Below are 17,031 nucleotides of genomic sequence, written 5' to 3'. Positions count from 1 at the left end.
CGAAAAAAGTTAGTAAAAAAAATGCGGATTTGTTTTAAAAAAAAGTTAGTAACAAAAAAGCACAACAAAAGTCATATACATTTGTTGTTGCTATTCGATGTGTTATCATCTTAAATAAGAATAGCTTTTACAGGAAATTTTCATATAAATGGTGAGGAGTTACTAAATGGACAGCCACGTGTTACAAGAATACTTAGACGATCATGCATTTCCAATCGTAGTGAAGAAAAAGAGAACGTACCTTACTTATGAAGGGTTACAAGACCGATATGCTTATATTTTAAAAAGCGGTATTATCAAAACTAGCGTTATTTCGCCAGATGGACGAGAATTCAATCTTAGGTACATCAATAGTTTGGAAATCGTTTCACTATTGAGGGATGAATATTCTCAGTTTATTGATGCGCCGTTTAACATTCGAATTGAGTCTGACCAGGCAGAGCTGTATCAAATCGATCGTGTACAGTTTTGGAAGGATATCAATCAAAGCAAAGACTTGCAGATGTATGTGAAAGATTATTATCGTGTACGTTTGATGTATTCAATGAAGAAGATGCAGCAGATGTTGATGAATGGAAAATTTGGCGCAGTTTGTACCCAGATTTATGAGTTGTACGATACTTTTGGTGTGCAAATAGATGACGGATTATTGATTGATTTTGTGGTGACAAATGAAGAGATTGCTCATTTTTGTGGCATCACTTCTGCTAGTAGTGTCAATCGAATGATGCAGCAGTTGAAGGATCTAGGAGCGATCAAGATTCAGGAACGGAAGATTGTCATTACAGATCTGGAGATTTTGAAGGATAATATTATTTTGTAGAGCCACGTAGAGAAATTCTGATTTTGGACTGTTTGTTTACTGGATTAAATTGTGTGATAACCCGTTACGAAGTATAATGATAATAGAAAAATCAAGAAAGAAGGAATCGATGAGCATTTAGTAAATGGATTCCTTTTTTATCTGTATAGATATAGTGAAAAGGAGAAATTATGAAAATCGATCGCTTGCTCAGCTTGGTAAATTTATTGACGGAAAATGACCGAATGACCGCCAAAGGGTTGGCAGAACGGCTGGAAGTATCTAAACGAACCATTTATCGTGATATCGAAACCCTGAATTTAGCGGGGATTCCGATTATTTCTTATTCAGGGATTCATGGCGGTTACGGTATCGTAGATGGTTACAAAGTAAGTAAACATGTCTTCTCAACTGAGGATATTTCGGCGATCATGACAGGACTTTCAGCGATTCAAAGTATTTCAACATCCTCTGAAATTAGTCCTTTGCTGGCAAAAATTGCCCCGAATACGAAGGTACAACAGCCGCAAAGTGATTTGTTGATCGATCTATCTTCTTGGTACAAGCCAAATGACGGAAAAAATAAATTAGATGATTTACGACAAGCGATAGCAACACAGAAAATCATTGTGATTCAATACCATTCTAAGAAAGGCTACTCTGAACGGGAAATAGAACCATACAAGCTTATTTTTAAAGCTTCACATTGGTATCTGTATGGTTTTTGTTTAAAAAGAAAGGCATTTCGCTTATTTAAACTGACAAGGATTCAAACATATACGCTGTTAGAGGAGCGATTTGAACCTAGACCACTAGACCCTGTGGAGCTAACCAGAGAGTCTGAAATTGATTATTTAGAAGCGATGGTATCGCCAGATATTCAGCAAATCGTCTTAACTTATGAGCAAAAAGATAAATTATACTTGATCGATAAACTAGGTGCAGAATTTTTTCAGGAGCATGAAAAGAAATCAACTACTGGAACGATTGTATTTCCACTGATAAATCATAAAAAATCAGTAGACTTTATTTTACGTTTACAAGATAAAGTGCGAGTTATTGAACCGCCGAGCATAGTTGATGCAGTCAAAGCGAAAATAGAAGAAATGTATTTTCTTTACAAAAGCTGACAATCAGTTGTCACACTTCTGTTGTATGATGAATTCCAACAGGTATCTAGCTACGCGGGCTAGCTCCTCGGGAAAAAGATAAAAATAGTTTGTGGTAAAAAGCACCATAATCGATTTTTCCTATTTTCCAGTCGGAGTTGAACGAGCCTGCTTCGCTTTTAATGTTATCTAGCTACGCGGGCTAGCACTACGCTGTGCTTCGATCTCAACAATTCCTAAGAGCTAAAGCTCTAAGGATTGAAGGTCTTCGGGAAAAAGATAAAATCTAAATGAGGCAAAAAGCACCTCAGTTAGATTTTCCTATTTTCCTGTCAGAGTTAAACGAGCCCACTTCGCTTTTGCTTTGAAACACAGTGAATAAAACGAACTGATGTTGAAAAGTACAAGGTGTAGCATAGCGGAACGTTGTTACCTGTATATAAGGAGGAATAAATCATGACAGAAGTGTTTTTTGTATTATTAGAAGATTATGCAGATTGGGAAGCAGCATCGATTGCGGCTGAACTGAATCAGCAAGAGGGGGTCACGGTTAAAACTGTTTCAAATGAAAAACAAGCGATTCATTCAATGGGCGGTTTTTCGACATTACCAGATTATACGCTTGCCGAAGCGTGTCAAAAAGAGTTTGCTGCGTTGATTTTAATTGGTGGAAAATCTTGGCGAACGGATAAAGCAAAAGAAGTCGATGCTTTAGTAGCAAAAGCAGAACAACAAGGTGCTGTGATTGCAGCCATTTGTGATGCGACTGTTTATTTGGGAAGTCTAGGGTTACTAAATGATCACAAGCATACGAGCAACCAATTACAAGACCTACAAGATTATGCTGGCACGCGTTATACTGGTGGGAATCACTATTTAGAAGTTCAAGCAATAAGAGCAAACAACCTGATTACAGCCAATGGAACTGGGCATTTAGAGTTTGCAAGAGAAATTTTGTTGGCACTTCAAGTAATGCCTGAAAAAGAAGTGGAACAATGGTATAACTTTTACAAGTTAGGCTACTATGAAGCGATCAAACAAGAACTAAGAAATGCTGGTGAGGATCATGTTGGCTAAAAGTACCTTTGAGCTTGTTTCATGGGAGGAAGAATTATTGGCAGATATCCCAACAGAACAACCAGTGGCGAAAGCTTCTGCTTGGTATAAAGCCTTACAAGAAATCACAGGCAGTTTCAAAGCAGATTATTTATTGCATTACTCGCAGTACAATCAAGAAAACCCTCATCTATCAGAAGCGACCTATTTAGGGTATCTGTTCTTTGAAGGGGTGCTAAAAGGTCGCAAAGGCACGTTTGTCTTAGAAGAACGAGGGACTTTTGAAAAGGGACTTCCGCACAATGAATTAGTGATAAAAGAGAACACTGGAACGGAAGAACTTTCAGGAATTCAAGGTACGGGCAAGTATTTTTTAGATGGAGACAACTTGGTTATTGAGATTGATTATGGGATTGAGAAGTAAAGTGTTTATTAGTAGCGGAACAATCCAAAATGTAGTTTTAGTACAATTGAAAAATATATGTAAATGTATTACGATAATCAGTAAGACGAATGTTTGAAGAGGAGGTAACTGAATGAATACAGTGTCATTTAGATTATCTAACGATGAAAAAGATTTTATGCAAAGGCTGGCTAACTCTAAAGAGATATCCTTATCTGAACTTGCTAAGACAACAATTTTGGAAAGCCTAGAAAATCAGATTGATTTAGAAACATACAATAATCTGATGAAAAAGCATCAAATAAATGACGAAAGTATTTCTCATGCTGAAATGATGCAGGAGCTTATTTAATGATAAGTGGACAGGTTGTTTATTGTGATAGAACAAGACAATAACGATTTTTATCACAGTGATTTTGCATAGGAAAACTCTTTATCAGTAATAGTAGCGAAAGGCTTAGAAATAGTATTCATTTCTAGGTCTTTCGCTTTTATACAAAAACTACTTGAAAACAAGCGCCTATTAAAATTTTTAATGAATTGTTTCGCGAGAAAGACGTTCTATTTTGGAATAAATGAAATAATCTCTTCTTTATTTTTATAGTAGTAGAATTCTTGATTTTCTTTTATAGCTAATTTTTTTGGAAAGATAATAACAATTCTCTCTCCTTGTTTTGTTGCTTTTAGTAAATCCAAAATAATCCCTCCCATTTTTAATGTGACTTAAAATAGTCCAATCATATTTTTGTTCCTGACACTATCTAAATACGCAAAAGATGATTCCTTTCATTTTTTTAATCAACTATTTTGATTTTGTGTAATAATAGCCAATTGTTTTTGCGACTCTGCTATCAATAACTTAAATTCTTTATTAAATGTTTCAAACAATTTGGCACTAGCGTAATACTGTTTAACGACCTGTTTTTTATTGATTGGTGTTGTTGGATTGGTAAAATATTTTTCAAGAACTTCCAATGGTTCTTTCCAAGATTCTAAACGTTCCAGTGAATCTCGAAGATTTAGAATCTCTTGATACGGGACAGTTTTAATGCAGATGACGGAATTTTTCATGGTAATTCTCCTTTTCTCTTTGTTTGATTTTTGTATGTAGAGCGAAAGAAAAAGGGGAAAGCTGTCCGTCTCTATTGTTGAATTATGCCAGTATGTTGGGAACTTCTTTGTGTAACCAGAGAAAAATTCAAAAAGTGTCTAGAAATTCTTACAAGAATTAGGTACAATAAAGAAGCTAGTACTACGGTACTGGTAAATGGGCAACTTGGATAGAGAGGTGCTACTTTCTATTCAGGGCTTCATTGAACGGTTGGCGCCGAACAATGAAGTGCCTTTTTTGCTTTGAATCACTACGCTGTCGCTTCGATCGCATCAATTTCTAAAAGCTAAAGCTCTAAGAATTGAAGGACTGCGACTGGCTATAAGACAGAGCTGATGATGAAAAGTACAAGGTGAATAAAATGAACGTTGTTCCCCTGAAAGTTCTTCTTCGTCTCAAATTTGTAGGATAGAAATAAAAAAAGACGATCCACAGGTGACCTGTAATCGTCTACAAATAGGCAAGATAAAGAAACTATAAAATGTGTCGTCACTATAGACGTGTACAACAAAAATAGATCGATCCTTACGCTATTGGCAAAGTTGTTTGACAGGTGCTACTGTTTAAACAAGGCTTCTGGTTTGGTTGGCGCCAGACCACGAAGAGCCAATTTATTTATTTTTAATGTTAGTTATTTCTATCCTATGAATATTATTATACAGAAAGAGTGGCTTGTTCACAACGAATTTTTTTGTGGAAAGAGATTAAATAACACCCGATTTTTGCTCCTTATATATAAGGAAAAATAACAAAACTTTTTTTAGAGTGGTCGATTATTTTTTGTTTATTAAGCTAAAATGCTCGCTCTTTCTTTTGTGATGTAGATATGTATCGCATAAAAGAGATGAGCTCAATGGCTTATTGTTTTTTATTTAGAAGAGACATTAAATATCTGAGTTATTTTTTCTTACTGTTATTTAACAAAAATAAATCAAAAAAAGCCTGGATAGTAGTTATCCCAGGCTATTCCTTGTAGTTACGTACAAAGACATAATACTTAAAAATTTCAATCCACGCATTCTAAAATTTACTATAGATTACGACATTAATTAATCAGTGTTTACAGAATATTATAGCATAAAAATTTGTGTAAAAAATTCTTTTAGTCGATATATGTTAAATTGATGTTGACTATTTCTTTCTTAAACGATAAAATGATATAGAACAGTGGATTTTTCTTACAAAGAACAAAATACATAAAAGAAGAATTAAAAGGAGTTGTCACAATGTATATAGAAGGATATGTCCTAGTGATTTTAATTATTGGCATTGTTGTTTGGCAGATTATCGTTAGAAAAAACAAGAAGTGATATTGAAAAAAATATCGCTATTTTTTTTTGAAATGATATAATACATTTAAGACATTTAGACGACAATTAAGGAGTTTTGGTATGTTTATAGCACATATTAGGGAATTGGATGGAGAAGAGCAATTATTAAAAAATCATTTAAAAAATAGCGCAAAACTAAGTGGTCACTGGGGGAAAAAATTCAATTTAGAAAAGACTTGCTATTTAGCTGGTCTTCTTCATGATTTCGGCAAGTACTCTGACGAATTTCAATATTATTTAAGACAAGCTGTAAAAGACCCAAACAGCGTTAATCGAGGTAGTGTGGATCATTCAACAGCTGGCGGTAAGTTACTGTTTGAGTATTTACATCAAGAAGAAGTGAATCCATTTCAATTATTCCTAGCTGAAATTATTGGCGACGCGATTATCTCCCATCATAGTAGTAATGGGCTACAAGATTTTTATAAACCAGACGATATGCGCTCTGTTTATTTAGAACGAGTAGTAGAAAAAACAATTCCAGAGTATGATTTAATGAAAGAACGATTTTTTAAAGAGGTAAAATCAGAAGCTGAATTTCAGAGTGATTTACGAGTAGCGAATAAAGAAATCGAACAATTTCATCAAAACATAAAAACGGAACACGCTTATTTTTTTCTACTAAAATTTGTCTATAGCTGTTTACTTGATGCAGATCGAACCAACACCATGTTGTTTGAAGCACATCGAGAAGAAGAAAGTGTAGAAGTAGATACGCACACTTTACTGAAAAACTATCAGCAACATTTAGAAAAGCATATCGAAGAATTGAAGAAATCCGTACCGAAAACAGCTATCAATCAGTTACGAACAGAAATGTCTGAAACATGTAAGCGTTTCGCTGGACATCCAACGGGAATCTATAGTCTGTCGATCCCGACTGGAGGAGGTAAAACGTTAGCAAGTTTACGTTTTGCTTTAAACCATGCTCTTCAACATAGCAAAGATCGAATTATTTTTGTTGTCCCGTTCACTACAATTATTGAACAGAATGCTCAAGTCGTGCGGAATATCCTAGAGGATGACCAGCATATCCTAGAACATCATTCCAATGTATTTACAGAAGAAAGAGTAGATCAAGAAGATGAATCAGAGTCATTAGAACAAACGCAGGAATTAATGAAAGACAATTGGGATTCACCAATCATTTTTACAACAATGGTACAGTTTCTTAATGTTATTTCTAGTCGTGGGACTAGAAATCCAAGACGATTTCATAATTTACAAAATGCAGTGATTATTTTTGATGAAGCACAAGGCGTTCCAATCAAATGTACTCATATGTTTACGGAATCTTTGAACTATTTAAAAAATCACGGACAAACAACCAGTGTTTTGTGTACCGCAACACAACCTTCATTAGATAAATTACCCAAAGAACTTGAAAAAGATGGTGAGATGATTCAAAACTTATCGGAGATAGAGAAGTCATTTAAGCGTGTAGATCTTGTAGGAAAACTGAAAAATGGCGCGTGGTCATTAAACGAGTTAGCTGATTTTGGTCAGGAAATTTTGGAAGAAAAAAATAGTTTGTTAATGATATTAAATACAAAATCAGCTGTTCTGAAAATGTATCAAGAATTAAAAGAACGTTCACTTAGTAATGTAAAAATCTTTCATTTAAGTACAGCGATGTGTCCAGTTCATCGAAAAGATATTCTAAAAGAATTAAGAAAGCAACTTAAAAATACTAAAAAAGATCAAAAAATACTATGCATCACAACACAACTGATTGAAGCAGGGGTAGATATCAGTTTTGAGTCAGTGATTCGTTCTACAGCAGGATTAGATTCAATGGCGCAAGCGGCAGGTCGTTGTAATCGAAATGGAGAAGCTGGAAAACAAGCAGTTTATCTTGTCAATGTTTCATCAGAACTTGAAAAACTCTCCCGTTTAAAAGAAATTTCGGTGGGAAAAGAAGTGACAGAACGAATGATAAAAGATAATAATGAGCAACCAAGATTATATGACGGAGAATTACTTTCCGCTAAAGCACAAACTAGCTATTTTGAACGTTATTATAATCATGAAAAGATTGAAAATGAGCTTGTGTATCCCGTCAAAAAAAGTTCGTTAACGTTATTTTCCTTGCTTGGGAACCAAAAAAATGCTTCTCAACAATATCTTGACAAGCATCGGAAAAAATTGGGATTAGTATTAGGTAGTAGTCCTCAAACAATAGGTCATCATTTTGAAGTAATCGAAGATTTTACGACATCCGTTATTGTCCCTTATAAAAAAGACAATGCCCAAGGAGCAAGAATCATCGAAGATTTGAATGGCGAATTATCCCCGAATGAGGTTGTACCGTTAATAAAAGAAGCACAACAATACATGGTGAATTTATTTGACTATGAAATAACAGAATTGAACAAAAACGGTGCTATTTTTCCTCTGTATAATGGGAATATTTTTGCTTTGACCGAAAATTCATATTCAAATGAATTTGGAACTGATCCAACAGCTTTAGCAGCAAGTGACGAACTTATTTTTTAATGAATGGAGGAAGAGTAGTGAGAAATCAGGTAAGTTTCAAAGTTTATGGTGAGTATGCGTTATTCACTGATCCTGTCACAAAAATGGGTGGGGAAAAAATGACCTATCAAGTACCCACATATCAGGCATTAAAAGGAATCACAGAGTCGATTTATTGGAAGCCAAGTATTACGTATTATGTTGACGAAGTTCGGATTGTTAATCCTATTCAAATGGAATCAAAAGGCATTCGTCCTATGAAATACAATGATAGTAGCGCCAGTGATTTAGCCTATTACACGTATTTAAAACAGCCGTGTTATGAAGTGAAGGTGCATTTTGAATTTAATCAATATCGACCAGATTTAAAACAAGATTGGAATGAACATAAGCATTTTCAAATTTTAAAACGAGCAATCAAAGTGGGAGGCCGAAGAGATATTTTCCTAGGTACTAGAGAATGCCAAGGCTACGTAGAACCTGTAGATTTCGGTGAGTCAGAAGGCTTTTACGATCATTATGGGGAACTTCATTTTGGAACGATGGTTCATGGATTATCCTATCCAGATGAAACTGGAAAAGATGAATTAGCAGTTCGGTTATGGCAACCGATTATGGAGAATGGTGTGATACATTTTCTACGTCCTGAAACATGTGAACTGATTAGACCATTAAAAAGCATGCAGATGAAACCTTTCACTTTTAATGAAATCGAATCTGTCGATCAATTAACTGAAGTATTGGAGGGGGAGGAATGAGTTGGCTGTATGACCTATATCAAACTTACGAAGCAAATCAAGACTTAGTTGGAAAACCGATTAGAACATCATGGGGAAAAGAAATCGTTCTTTTACCAGTTGCTCACGCTTATCAAAATGCTCAAATTGAAGTTCGAGTAACACCTCAAGGTGAATTTTATGAAGCGAAAGTAATTCCTAAAGAAGATGCGCCAACTGTGATTCCGGTAACGATTGAATCCGCAGGACGAACAAGTAAACCGACACCGCACGGGATACATGATGGTTTGCAGTATGTAGCTGGTGATTTTGAATCTTATGGTGGTATTTACAAAAAAGGGAATAATTCGTATGAAACATACATGGGAAACCTTAGGGAGTGGTGTCAGTCTCCAGAAGCCCATCCAAAAGTACAAGCGATTTTCACCTATTTAGAAAAAGGAACATTAATCAGCGATCTGGTTGAAGAACGAGTATTACTTGCTAAAGATCACCAAATCATTCCAAAATGGAAAAAAGAATTGGAAGCTGAATTTGGAGAAAAACCAGAGATTTTTTCAGTTCTTGCTGGCGATCAATTTTCAACATTTGTTCGTTTTTCTGTGTATGATGCAGAAATAATAACCGATGAAGTGTGGCAAGATTTATCTGTGATTGAATCTTATGTTCAGTACTATAGTCAGAATCTTCCAGAAGCGGGGTTAGATTATGTGACGGGGCAACAATTGCCAATTACTGAAAATCATCCATCAAAAGTTCGCTACGGCGGAGACATGGCCAAAATTATTTCAGGAAATGATCTACAAAATTTTACATTTAGAGGTAGATTTTCAGATAAAAACCAAGTAGCAATGATTAGTTATGAGGCTTCACAAAAAGCACATAATGCGCTGAAATGGTTGGTTGGTAAGCAAGGATTTATTTTAGACGGGCGTGTATTTTTGGTTTGGGGTAAAACGCAATTGGCTGTTCCATCACCAGAAGAATCAAGTATGGATGTATTTGCAAATTTATTTCCAGAAGAAACTAAGGTTGTTACTGCAGACACAACAGCACAACAGTTTGCAGAATTATTTCAACAAGCAATGAGAGGGTATCAAAAGGATTTAACTCGTGATGCACCTATTTATATCATGATTTTAGATGCAGCAACACCTGGGCGGATGGGGATTTTATATTATCGTTCAATTCAACATGTGGACTATTTTAAACGCTTTGAGCAGTGGCATCAAACGTGTTTTTGGCGGCATACTTATGGTAGTAAGAATAAGCAGCGGTATACGTTTTGGGGCGCACCTGCGCTAAGAGATATTGCAGAAGCAGTTTACGGTGCAAGAGGGAATGAAACCTTAGTTAAAAACACTGTGGAACAATTATTTCCTTGCGTTATAGATGGTCGAATGATTCCTAAAAATATTGTTCAAAGTTTATTAAAACGGGCATCCAATCCAGTTGGTATGGAAAATTGGGAATGGCAAAAAACGTTGAGCATTGCGTGTGCGGTAATGAATAAACACTTTAATTTCAAAAAGGGGGAAAGAAATGTGGCATTAGATAAAAATGAGACAGACAGAAGTTATTTATTTGGCAGAATGTTAGCTGTAGCAGATAAATTAGAGGAAGATGCCTTAGCAGCAAATGGGAAGTTGGGAAGTAGACAAACAAATGCAATTCGCTATATGAACGCTTTTAGTATGCATCCAGAAACTACTTGGAAAATTATTCAACAAAATTTAATCCCTTATCAATCTAGATTGTGGGGAAATGGTAAAAAATTTCAAGATATATTGAAAGAAATAGGAAATAAATTTGAGATAAGTCAGTATAATGATGAACATCTAAATGGTAAGTATCTATTAGGGTACTATAGTCAGAAATACGAACTAGAAAATAAAAAAGATAAAACGGAGGAATAAACAATGAGTACACTAGAAAATAAAATTGATTTTAAAGTAATTGTTTCAGTAACAAATGCCAACCCAAACGGTGATCCATTAAACGGGAATCGCCCACGACAAAATTTTGATGGTTTTGGTGAAATATCAGATGTCGCAATCAAACGTAAAATTCGTAATCGACTGCAAGACTTAGGTGAACATATTTTTGTTCAGTCTGATGACCGTGCAGATGATGGATTTAAAAGTTTGAAAGACCGAGCAGATGCAGTCGAAGAACTAGAAGCAATCATTAAAGACAAGAAAAAAGATGCAGATCGTTACGCAGAAGTCGCTTGTAAAACATTTATGGATACTAGAAGTTTTGGACAAGTATTTGCTTTTAAAGGCTCTGATTTGTCTGTTGGTGTTCGTGGACCGGTTTCGATACAAACAGCTGTTAGCATAGATCCAATTGACATCAACACGATGCAAATTACAAAAAGTGTGAATTCTGTTACTGGTGACAAAAAAGGCTCAGACACCATGGGAACCAAACATTTCGTCGACTTTGGCGTCTATGTCTTCAACGGCAGTATCAACGTCCAACTAGCAGAAAAAACAGGTTTTACCGAGGCAGATGCAGAAAAGATCAAAGAAGCCCTAACCACTCTTTTCGAAAACGATGCATCATCCGCTCGTCCAGATGGTAGTATGGCAGTCGAAAAGGTTTACTGGTGGGAACACCCAAGCAAAATGGGTAAAGCGTCATCTGCGAAAGTCCATCGCTCTGTAAAAATTGAAAAAATTCCTGAAGTCGACCGCGCAAAATCATTTGACGATTACAAAGTAACCGTGGAACCACTAGAAGGGATCGAGCTAACAGTCATCGAAGGGCTATAACATGTACGATGAACAGGATTTTTTAATGATTTCAGGCATCCAGCATTTTCTGTTTTGCCGTCGTCAGTGGGCATTGATTCATATTGAACAGCAATGGCAAGAAAATGTTTTAACGTTAGAAGGGCAATATCTGCATGAAAAAGCGGATCAGCCAACGATTAGAGAGAAGCGTAAAGATCGCTTGATTGTTCGTGCATTGCCAATTCATTCACCAACCTTAGGAATCACTGGAATCTGTGATGTGGTGGAATTTGTGCAAGATCCAAATGGTGTACCTCTAAATGGAGAATCCGGAACTTTTTCTCCTGTTCCGGTTGAATACAAACACGGAAAGCCTAAACAAGAACTCAGTGATATTTTGCAATTAACTGCGCAAGCCGTTTGTCTAGAGGAAATGCTTGTCTGCGAAGTGCCGAAAGGCTATTTATATTATCATGAAACCAAACGTAGAGAAGAAATCGAGATCACGCCAGCTTTACGAGAAGAATTACAAAAAAATATAGCAGAAATGCACCAGTATTGGACTAGACGCTATACACCAAAGGTAAAAACTGGCAACTTTTGCAAAAAATGTTCCCTACAAAATATCTGTTTACCTAAATTAATGAATGTTCAAACCGTTAAAGGTTACTTAGATCGGAGGTTATGCGAGTGAAAAAACTGTTGAATACCTTATTTGTAACAACTCGAGATGCCTATTTAGCTTTAGACGGTGAGAATATTGTCGTCAAAATTGATGAACAGAAAAATAGAGTTCCACTTCATAATATAGAAGCGATTGTCACCTCTGGTTATTTAGGTGCTAGTCCAGCATTGATGCGTAAATGCGCTGAAAAAAATATAGGCATAACCTTTTTAACAAATTCTGGTAAGTTTGGCAGTCGAGTGACTGGCGGCACAACTGGTAATGTCACATTGCGGAAAAAGCAATATCGTCTATCGGATAAAGAAGCAGAAAGCTTAGAAATTGCTCGTCATTTTATTATTGGTAAATTGTACAATCAACGTTGGATGTTGGAGCGAATGACTAGAGAAAACCCGATGAGAATTGATGTCGAGCGTTTTAAGCAAATTTCTGGCGAATTAAAAAAATACATTGAAGATATTCGCCAAGTTGGGGATTTAGAAACATTAAGAGGAATCGAAGGACAAGCTGCGAATCGTTATTTTCTATTGTTTGATCAAATGATTTTACAGCAAAAAAGTGATTTCGGTTTTTATGGTAGAAACCGTCGGCCGCCTTTGGATAATGTAAATGCTATGCTTTCTTTAGCGTATACTTTGTTAGCGCAAGAATGTGCTGCTGCATTAGAAACGGTTGGACTGGATCCTTATGTCGGCTTTATGCATCAAGATCGACCAGGTAGAGCTTCTTTAGCATTAGATTTGATGGAAGAGTTGCGAGGGATTTATGCGGATCGTTTTGTTTTAACGTTGATTAATAAGAAAATGGTGACCGAAAAGGATTTTGTCAAAAAAGAAAGTGGTGCAGTCATTTTGACGGATGATGGTAGGCGTACCTTCTTTCAAAAATGGCAAGAGAAAAAACAAGAACAAATTCAGCATCCATTTTTAGGTGAGAAAATCAATTGGGGGCTAGTTCCTTACTCTCAGGCATTATTATTAAGTCGCTTTTTAAGAGGTGATTTAGATGGTTATCCACCGTTTTTATGGAAGTAGGTGAAAAGTATGTTAGTGTTGATTACTTATGATGTCGCAACAAGTTCGAAGAATGGAACTCGTCGTTTGAGGAAGGTAGCAAAAAAATGTCAAGATTATGGACAACGTGTTCAGAATTCTGTTTTTGAATGTGTTGTTGATGCAACGGAGTTAACGAAGCTGAAGAAAGAACTGGTTGATTTAATTGATGAAGAATTAGATAGTTTACGTATTTACCGATTAGGGAATAATTACCAAAATAAAGTTGAGCATGTAGGGGTAAAGGAGAGTTTTGATGTAGAAGCGCCACTGATATTTTAATAAGAAAATTAAGTGCGAACCCTAAGTGCACATGAAATCGCTAAGGGATCCGCACCAAAATTTAGCCATTTTTATCAATAAAAAGCTGTTTTTCTCATGGGAATTTAATTTTATAAGTGTTTTTTATGAAAACGCGAAAATATATCGTGTATTTTTGCCGTTTTCACTGTCTAGCTCTGTTTAGAGCTAGTGGATTGAAATTCCCCATTTCATAAAATAATATCTGTAACAAATTGTCTAGCTCTGTTTAGAGCTAGTGGATTGAAATAACCTGAATTAACTATTGTTTTGGACCAAATAGTGCGTCTAGCTCTGTTTAGAGCTAGTGGATTGAAATAAAGGTAGCGCTGATAAAGTGAAAAAGTACGCTGAGTCTAGCTCTGTTTAGAGCTAGTGGATTGAAATAAAAACTGATCCTCCTGGAGAATTTACGTGAACTGGTCTAGCTCTGTTTAGAGTGAAATTCGATTACAACGTTTATAGTTATCTTAGGATAGCTCATCAAGTACTAAAAATCAGTTGATTACATCAAAATAAAATAACTAAAAGAAGAAAGCCAAGCATTTTAGCCTGGTTTTCTTCTTTTTTATCCATTAAAAACCTCTAAACATCCAATATTTAACTATCACAAAGTCAACAAAAAATGGAACTAGAAGTTATATTTATAAAAGGTATAATAGAGTGACATGCTGTCATTCGTTTTCCTACTACTATTTGGTCACTCTATTCACTTAACTGAAACATACATAAGCATTAAAAAAAGACCTAGAAAGTAAAAGTCCCCAATGATGCCTATGGATAATTCAAATAATACAGAAAATTGCGTAGCAAAATGAATCTGAAAAGATTATTTTTTTGCAGAAAAAATTGTTTTATATATGTTATTTTAAATAATTTATTCTTGTTATATTAACAAACAAGAAAACTGAAAGAATAATGTTATTTTCAGGTCTCTCAGCTGATAATATAATGTTTTGTTCAGTTTGTCAACACTGTTTTATGTATTTTTTTGTATTTTAATCATTGTGTTTGCTTTTATATCTTATTGTTTAATGGCTTTTATACAATAATTTTATTCGCCGTCAAATCGCCGTCAAAATAAAGTTAAGGGGGAAATGATTTATGGTAAGAAAAGGTGAAAATATCTATAAACGAAAAGATGGTCGTTGGGAAGGAAGATACATAAAAGGAAGAAAAAGTGATGGAAGTGCTATATACGGATATGTATATAATAAAACATATATGGACTTAAAAGAAAGACTGTTAACAATGAAAGCACTCTATTCACATAATTATACTTTTAAAACAATTGCTTATCAAGGCACGCTCAATGATTGGGCAACTTGTTGGTTAACAGAAATACAAGATCAGTTGAAACCCAGCACCTATGTTAGTTACACAAATAAAATGATAAAACACATCCTGCCTTTTTTAGGAGACATCCCTCTACAATCCATCACAACGGTCAATTTAAATGACTGGATTAAAAAAATAGAGGAGCACTTGTCTCCTAATTCTGTTCGAATCGTCTATCAAGTATTGATGTCGTGCTGCACAGCTGCAGTAAAAAGGGAATTAATTGTAGACAATCCTTGTAAATATGTCGTTTTACCGAAAAAAACTCCAAATAATATACATGCAATTACATCGGAGGATCAAACAAAACTAAAAGAAAAAGCTGCCGCACACCCTAAGGGGCTTGCGATTATATTAGCGTTAGAAACTGGGATGAGAATCGGAGAGATTGCTGGATTAAAGTGGGAAGACATTGATTTTTCAGAAAGTATACTTACAGTTCAACGCACAATTCAACGAATACAAGTGGTTAATGGCTTAAACAGAAAAACACAAATTATTGAAGGAACACCTAAAAGCATTACCTCCAAGCGGACTATCCCGTTTTCTGAGAATGTAAATCAACTTTTAAGCAAACAAAAACAAAAAAGTAATGGAGATTTCGTATTAGGAGGGAACAAGCCAGCAGAACCGCGTCTAATTTCAAACTGGCTAAAAAAAATCTGTCAAAGTTTTCATTTTGCAAATATTCGTTTTCATCAACTTAGACACAGTTTTGCTACTCGTTGTCTAGAAAAAGGGGTTAATATAGCGACAATCAGCGCTTTGTTGGGTCATCATTCTACGAAAATGACGCTAGATGTTTATGTAAATTCTTTTATGTCAGAAAAAAGAAAAGCTATCAATTTAATCAGTTAGTCTATCTACTTTTCAAAAATTATCACGTTTGGGAAGTAGATAGTCTTTTTTTTGTTTTCAATTAACGAACCTTTTTCGAAAGATTAGTTTAATTGATTTTATCTTATCTAAATCGTTCAGATCTGTTTGTTTCATACTACGACTTAAGCCGTCAACTTTGCCGTCAAAAGTCCCTGAAACTGTTGATATTTATAGGTTTATAGTGATTTTTCCTGTTTGTTAATAAAACAAGAAAAAATAGTAGAAAAAATTGAAGAGGAGGGAAGCCAAATGGAAAATACAATTGGCATATTACATATCAGAGATGATTCTGAACAGAGCGATAACATAGGTTTATTGATAAACAGGGCCCTCAATGAACAAAGTTATTCACTAATTGAAATTACAGAAAAAAAACAAATTGGTTTATTAGATGGTTTAGTCATTAATTTGGAGAAATCATCAGACTATGTTAAGGCGATGCAATGGTTGATTGACTTACAAGAAGATCATCCCTTGTTTATTTGGATTCTAAATGGAGATTCTGACTCAGAATTGACAAAATTGTATCCTCACTTGAGTAAAAATTCTGTAATAGAAATTATTTCATCAGATCAAGGATTTGAGATGCTTGGGACCGTAATAAAAAATGCACTCAATTATAAAAACCAGTTACTAAACAGAGGGAGACCAAAAAAAGCATCTGACGATCATTTCCTAGATCCATCAAAGCTGAGTCTGGTAGTTCATGACAAAATAATAGCATTAACCCGAAAAGAATTCAAAATTATTGAGCTGTTATATGAAAATATAGGCAATGTTGTTACCTACGATGAAATCAACGAAGTAATCTATGGTGCAACAACAGGAGAAGCGCTAGAAAAATACAGAGTAGCAAATTTCATTTTTCATATCAGAAATAAACTAAAAGAACAAACGTATTTTGAAATTGAAATCATTCGAACAAAGGGCTATCTTCTTACTTATTCAAAAAACGAACGATTTTCTTTCAAAAATACAAGTGAAAAAGTTTTACAATAATCTAGTTTTTTTATAA

Annotated in this window: 16 protein-coding genes; 14 read left to right on the top strand and 2 right to left on the bottom strand. The window is 35.0% G+C overall.

What is annotated here, in order from left to right:
- Window positions 1-166: 166 nt before the first annotated feature.
- The 5 genes from I583_RS11645 (at window position 167) to relB (ending at window position 3,722) form a co-directional block, all read left to right on the top strand.
- Entirely contained in the window at window positions 167-823 is a 657-nt protein-coding gene (locus I583_RS11645; protein WP_010761594.1) for a Crp/Fnr family transcriptional regulator, read from the top strand.
- A 170-nt stretch (window positions 824-993) separates the two neighbouring features.
- Window positions 994-1,932 carry a helix-turn-helix transcriptional regulator gene (locus I583_RS11640; protein ID WP_010761593.1) on the top strand — a complete coding sequence of 313 codons (939 nt, stop codon included), beginning with the start codon at window positions 994-996 and terminating at the stop codon, window positions 1,930-1,932.
- Between the two features lie 435 nt (window positions 1,933-2,367).
- Window positions 2,368-2,988: a type 1 glutamine amidotransferase family protein gene (locus tag I583_RS11635; RefSeq protein ID WP_010761592.1), complete on the top strand. Its 621-nt coding sequence runs from the start codon at window positions 2,368-2,370 to the stop codon at window positions 2,986-2,988.
- Entirely contained in the window at window positions 2,978-3,391 is a 414-nt protein-coding gene (locus I583_RS11630) for a DUF3224 domain-containing protein (RefSeq protein WP_034683529.1), read from the top strand. The genes I583_RS11635 and I583_RS11630 overlap by 11 nt, the downstream gene beginning before the upstream one ends.
- Window positions 3,392-3,503: 112 nt before the next feature.
- Complete coding sequence (gene relB / locus I583_RS11625) at window positions 3,504-3,722, top strand: type II toxin-antitoxin system RelB family antitoxin (RefSeq protein WP_010761590.1); 219 nt, start codon at window positions 3,504-3,506, stop codon at window positions 3,720-3,722.
- 209 nt (window positions 3,723-3,931) lie between these two features.
- On the opposite strand, the gene I583_RS17075 is transcribed toward relB, so the two are convergent.
- Window positions 3,932-4,066: a hypothetical protein gene (locus I583_RS17075; RefSeq protein WP_010761589.1), complete on the bottom strand. Its 135-nt coding sequence runs from the start codon at window positions 4,064-4,066 to the stop codon at window positions 3,932-3,934.
- Between the two features lie 102 nt (window positions 4,067-4,168).
- The gene (locus tag I583_RS11615; protein ID WP_010761588.1) at window positions 4,169-4,441 is read right to left on the bottom strand and encodes a hypothetical protein; all 273 of its coding nucleotides are present in this window, start codon (window positions 4,439-4,441) and stop codon (window positions 4,169-4,171) included.
- 1,431 nt (window positions 4,442-5,872) lie between these two features.
- Between I583_RS11615 and I583_RS11610 the strand changes: the two genes are divergently transcribed.
- The 9 genes from I583_RS11610 (at window position 5,873) to I583_RS11570 (ending at window position 17,015) form a co-directional block, all read left to right on the top strand.
- A complete protein-coding gene (locus I583_RS11610; RefSeq protein ID WP_010761587.1) occupies window positions 5,873-8,308 on the top strand; it encodes a CRISPR-associated helicase/endonuclease Cas3 in 2,436 nt (811 codons plus the stop codon).
- A 17-nt stretch (window positions 8,309-8,325) separates the two neighbouring features.
- On the top strand, window positions 8,326-9,045 hold the full coding sequence (gene cas5c, locus I583_RS11605) for a type I-C CRISPR-associated protein Cas5c (RefSeq protein WP_010761586.1): 720 nt from the start codon (window positions 8,326-8,328) through the stop codon (window positions 9,043-9,045).
- On the top strand, window positions 9,042-10,940 hold the full coding sequence (cas8c, locus tag I583_RS11600; RefSeq protein WP_010761585.1) for a type I-C CRISPR-associated protein Cas8c/Csd1: 1,899 nt from the start codon (window positions 9,042-9,044) through the stop codon (window positions 10,938-10,940). The genes cas5c and cas8c overlap by 4 nt, the downstream gene beginning before the upstream one ends.
- Window positions 10,941-10,943: 3 nt before the next feature.
- Window positions 10,944-11,801: a type I-C CRISPR-associated protein Cas7/Csd2 gene (gene cas7c, locus I583_RS11595; protein ID WP_010761584.1), complete on the top strand. Its 858-nt coding sequence runs from the start codon at window positions 10,944-10,946 to the stop codon at window positions 11,799-11,801.
- A 1-nt stretch (window position 11,802) separates the two neighbouring features.
- Window positions 11,803-12,456: a CRISPR-associated protein Cas4 gene (gene cas4, locus I583_RS11590; RefSeq protein ID WP_034683526.1), complete on the top strand. Its 654-nt coding sequence runs from the start codon at window positions 11,803-11,805 to the stop codon at window positions 12,454-12,456.
- Window positions 12,453-13,481, top strand: a complete 1,029-nt coding sequence (gene cas1c, locus I583_RS11585) for a type I-C CRISPR-associated endonuclease Cas1c (protein WP_010761582.1) — start codon at window positions 12,453-12,455, stop codon at window positions 13,479-13,481. The genes cas4 and cas1c overlap by 4 nt, the downstream gene beginning before the upstream one ends.
- Before the next feature lie 9 nt (window positions 13,482-13,490).
- Window positions 13,491-13,781 (top strand): CRISPR-associated endonuclease Cas2, encoded by a 291-nt coding sequence (cas2, locus tag I583_RS11580; protein ID WP_010761581.1) that lies wholly within the window; start codon window positions 13,491-13,493, stop codon window positions 13,779-13,781.
- 1,122 nt (window positions 13,782-14,903) lie between these two features.
- Complete coding sequence (locus tag I583_RS11575; protein ID WP_010761580.1) at window positions 14,904-15,995, top strand: tyrosine-type recombinase/integrase; 1,092 nt, start codon at window positions 14,904-14,906, stop codon at window positions 15,993-15,995.
- A gap of 270 nt (window positions 15,996-16,265) precedes the next feature.
- On the top strand, window positions 16,266-17,015 hold the full coding sequence (locus I583_RS11570; RefSeq protein WP_010761579.1) for a winged helix-turn-helix domain-containing protein: 750 nt from the start codon (window positions 16,266-16,268) through the stop codon (window positions 17,013-17,015).
- Window positions 17,016-17,031 lie beyond the last annotated feature (16 nt).

Source organism: Enterococcus haemoperoxidus ATCC BAA-382, assembly GCF_000407165.1.
In the GTDB taxonomy this organism is placed as follows: Bacteria; Bacillota; Bacilli; order Lactobacillales; family Enterococcaceae; genus Enterococcus_L; species Enterococcus_L haemoperoxidus.
Note: the sequence above shows the minus strand (reverse complement) of the source record. Positions and strands in the feature narration are given on the sequence as shown.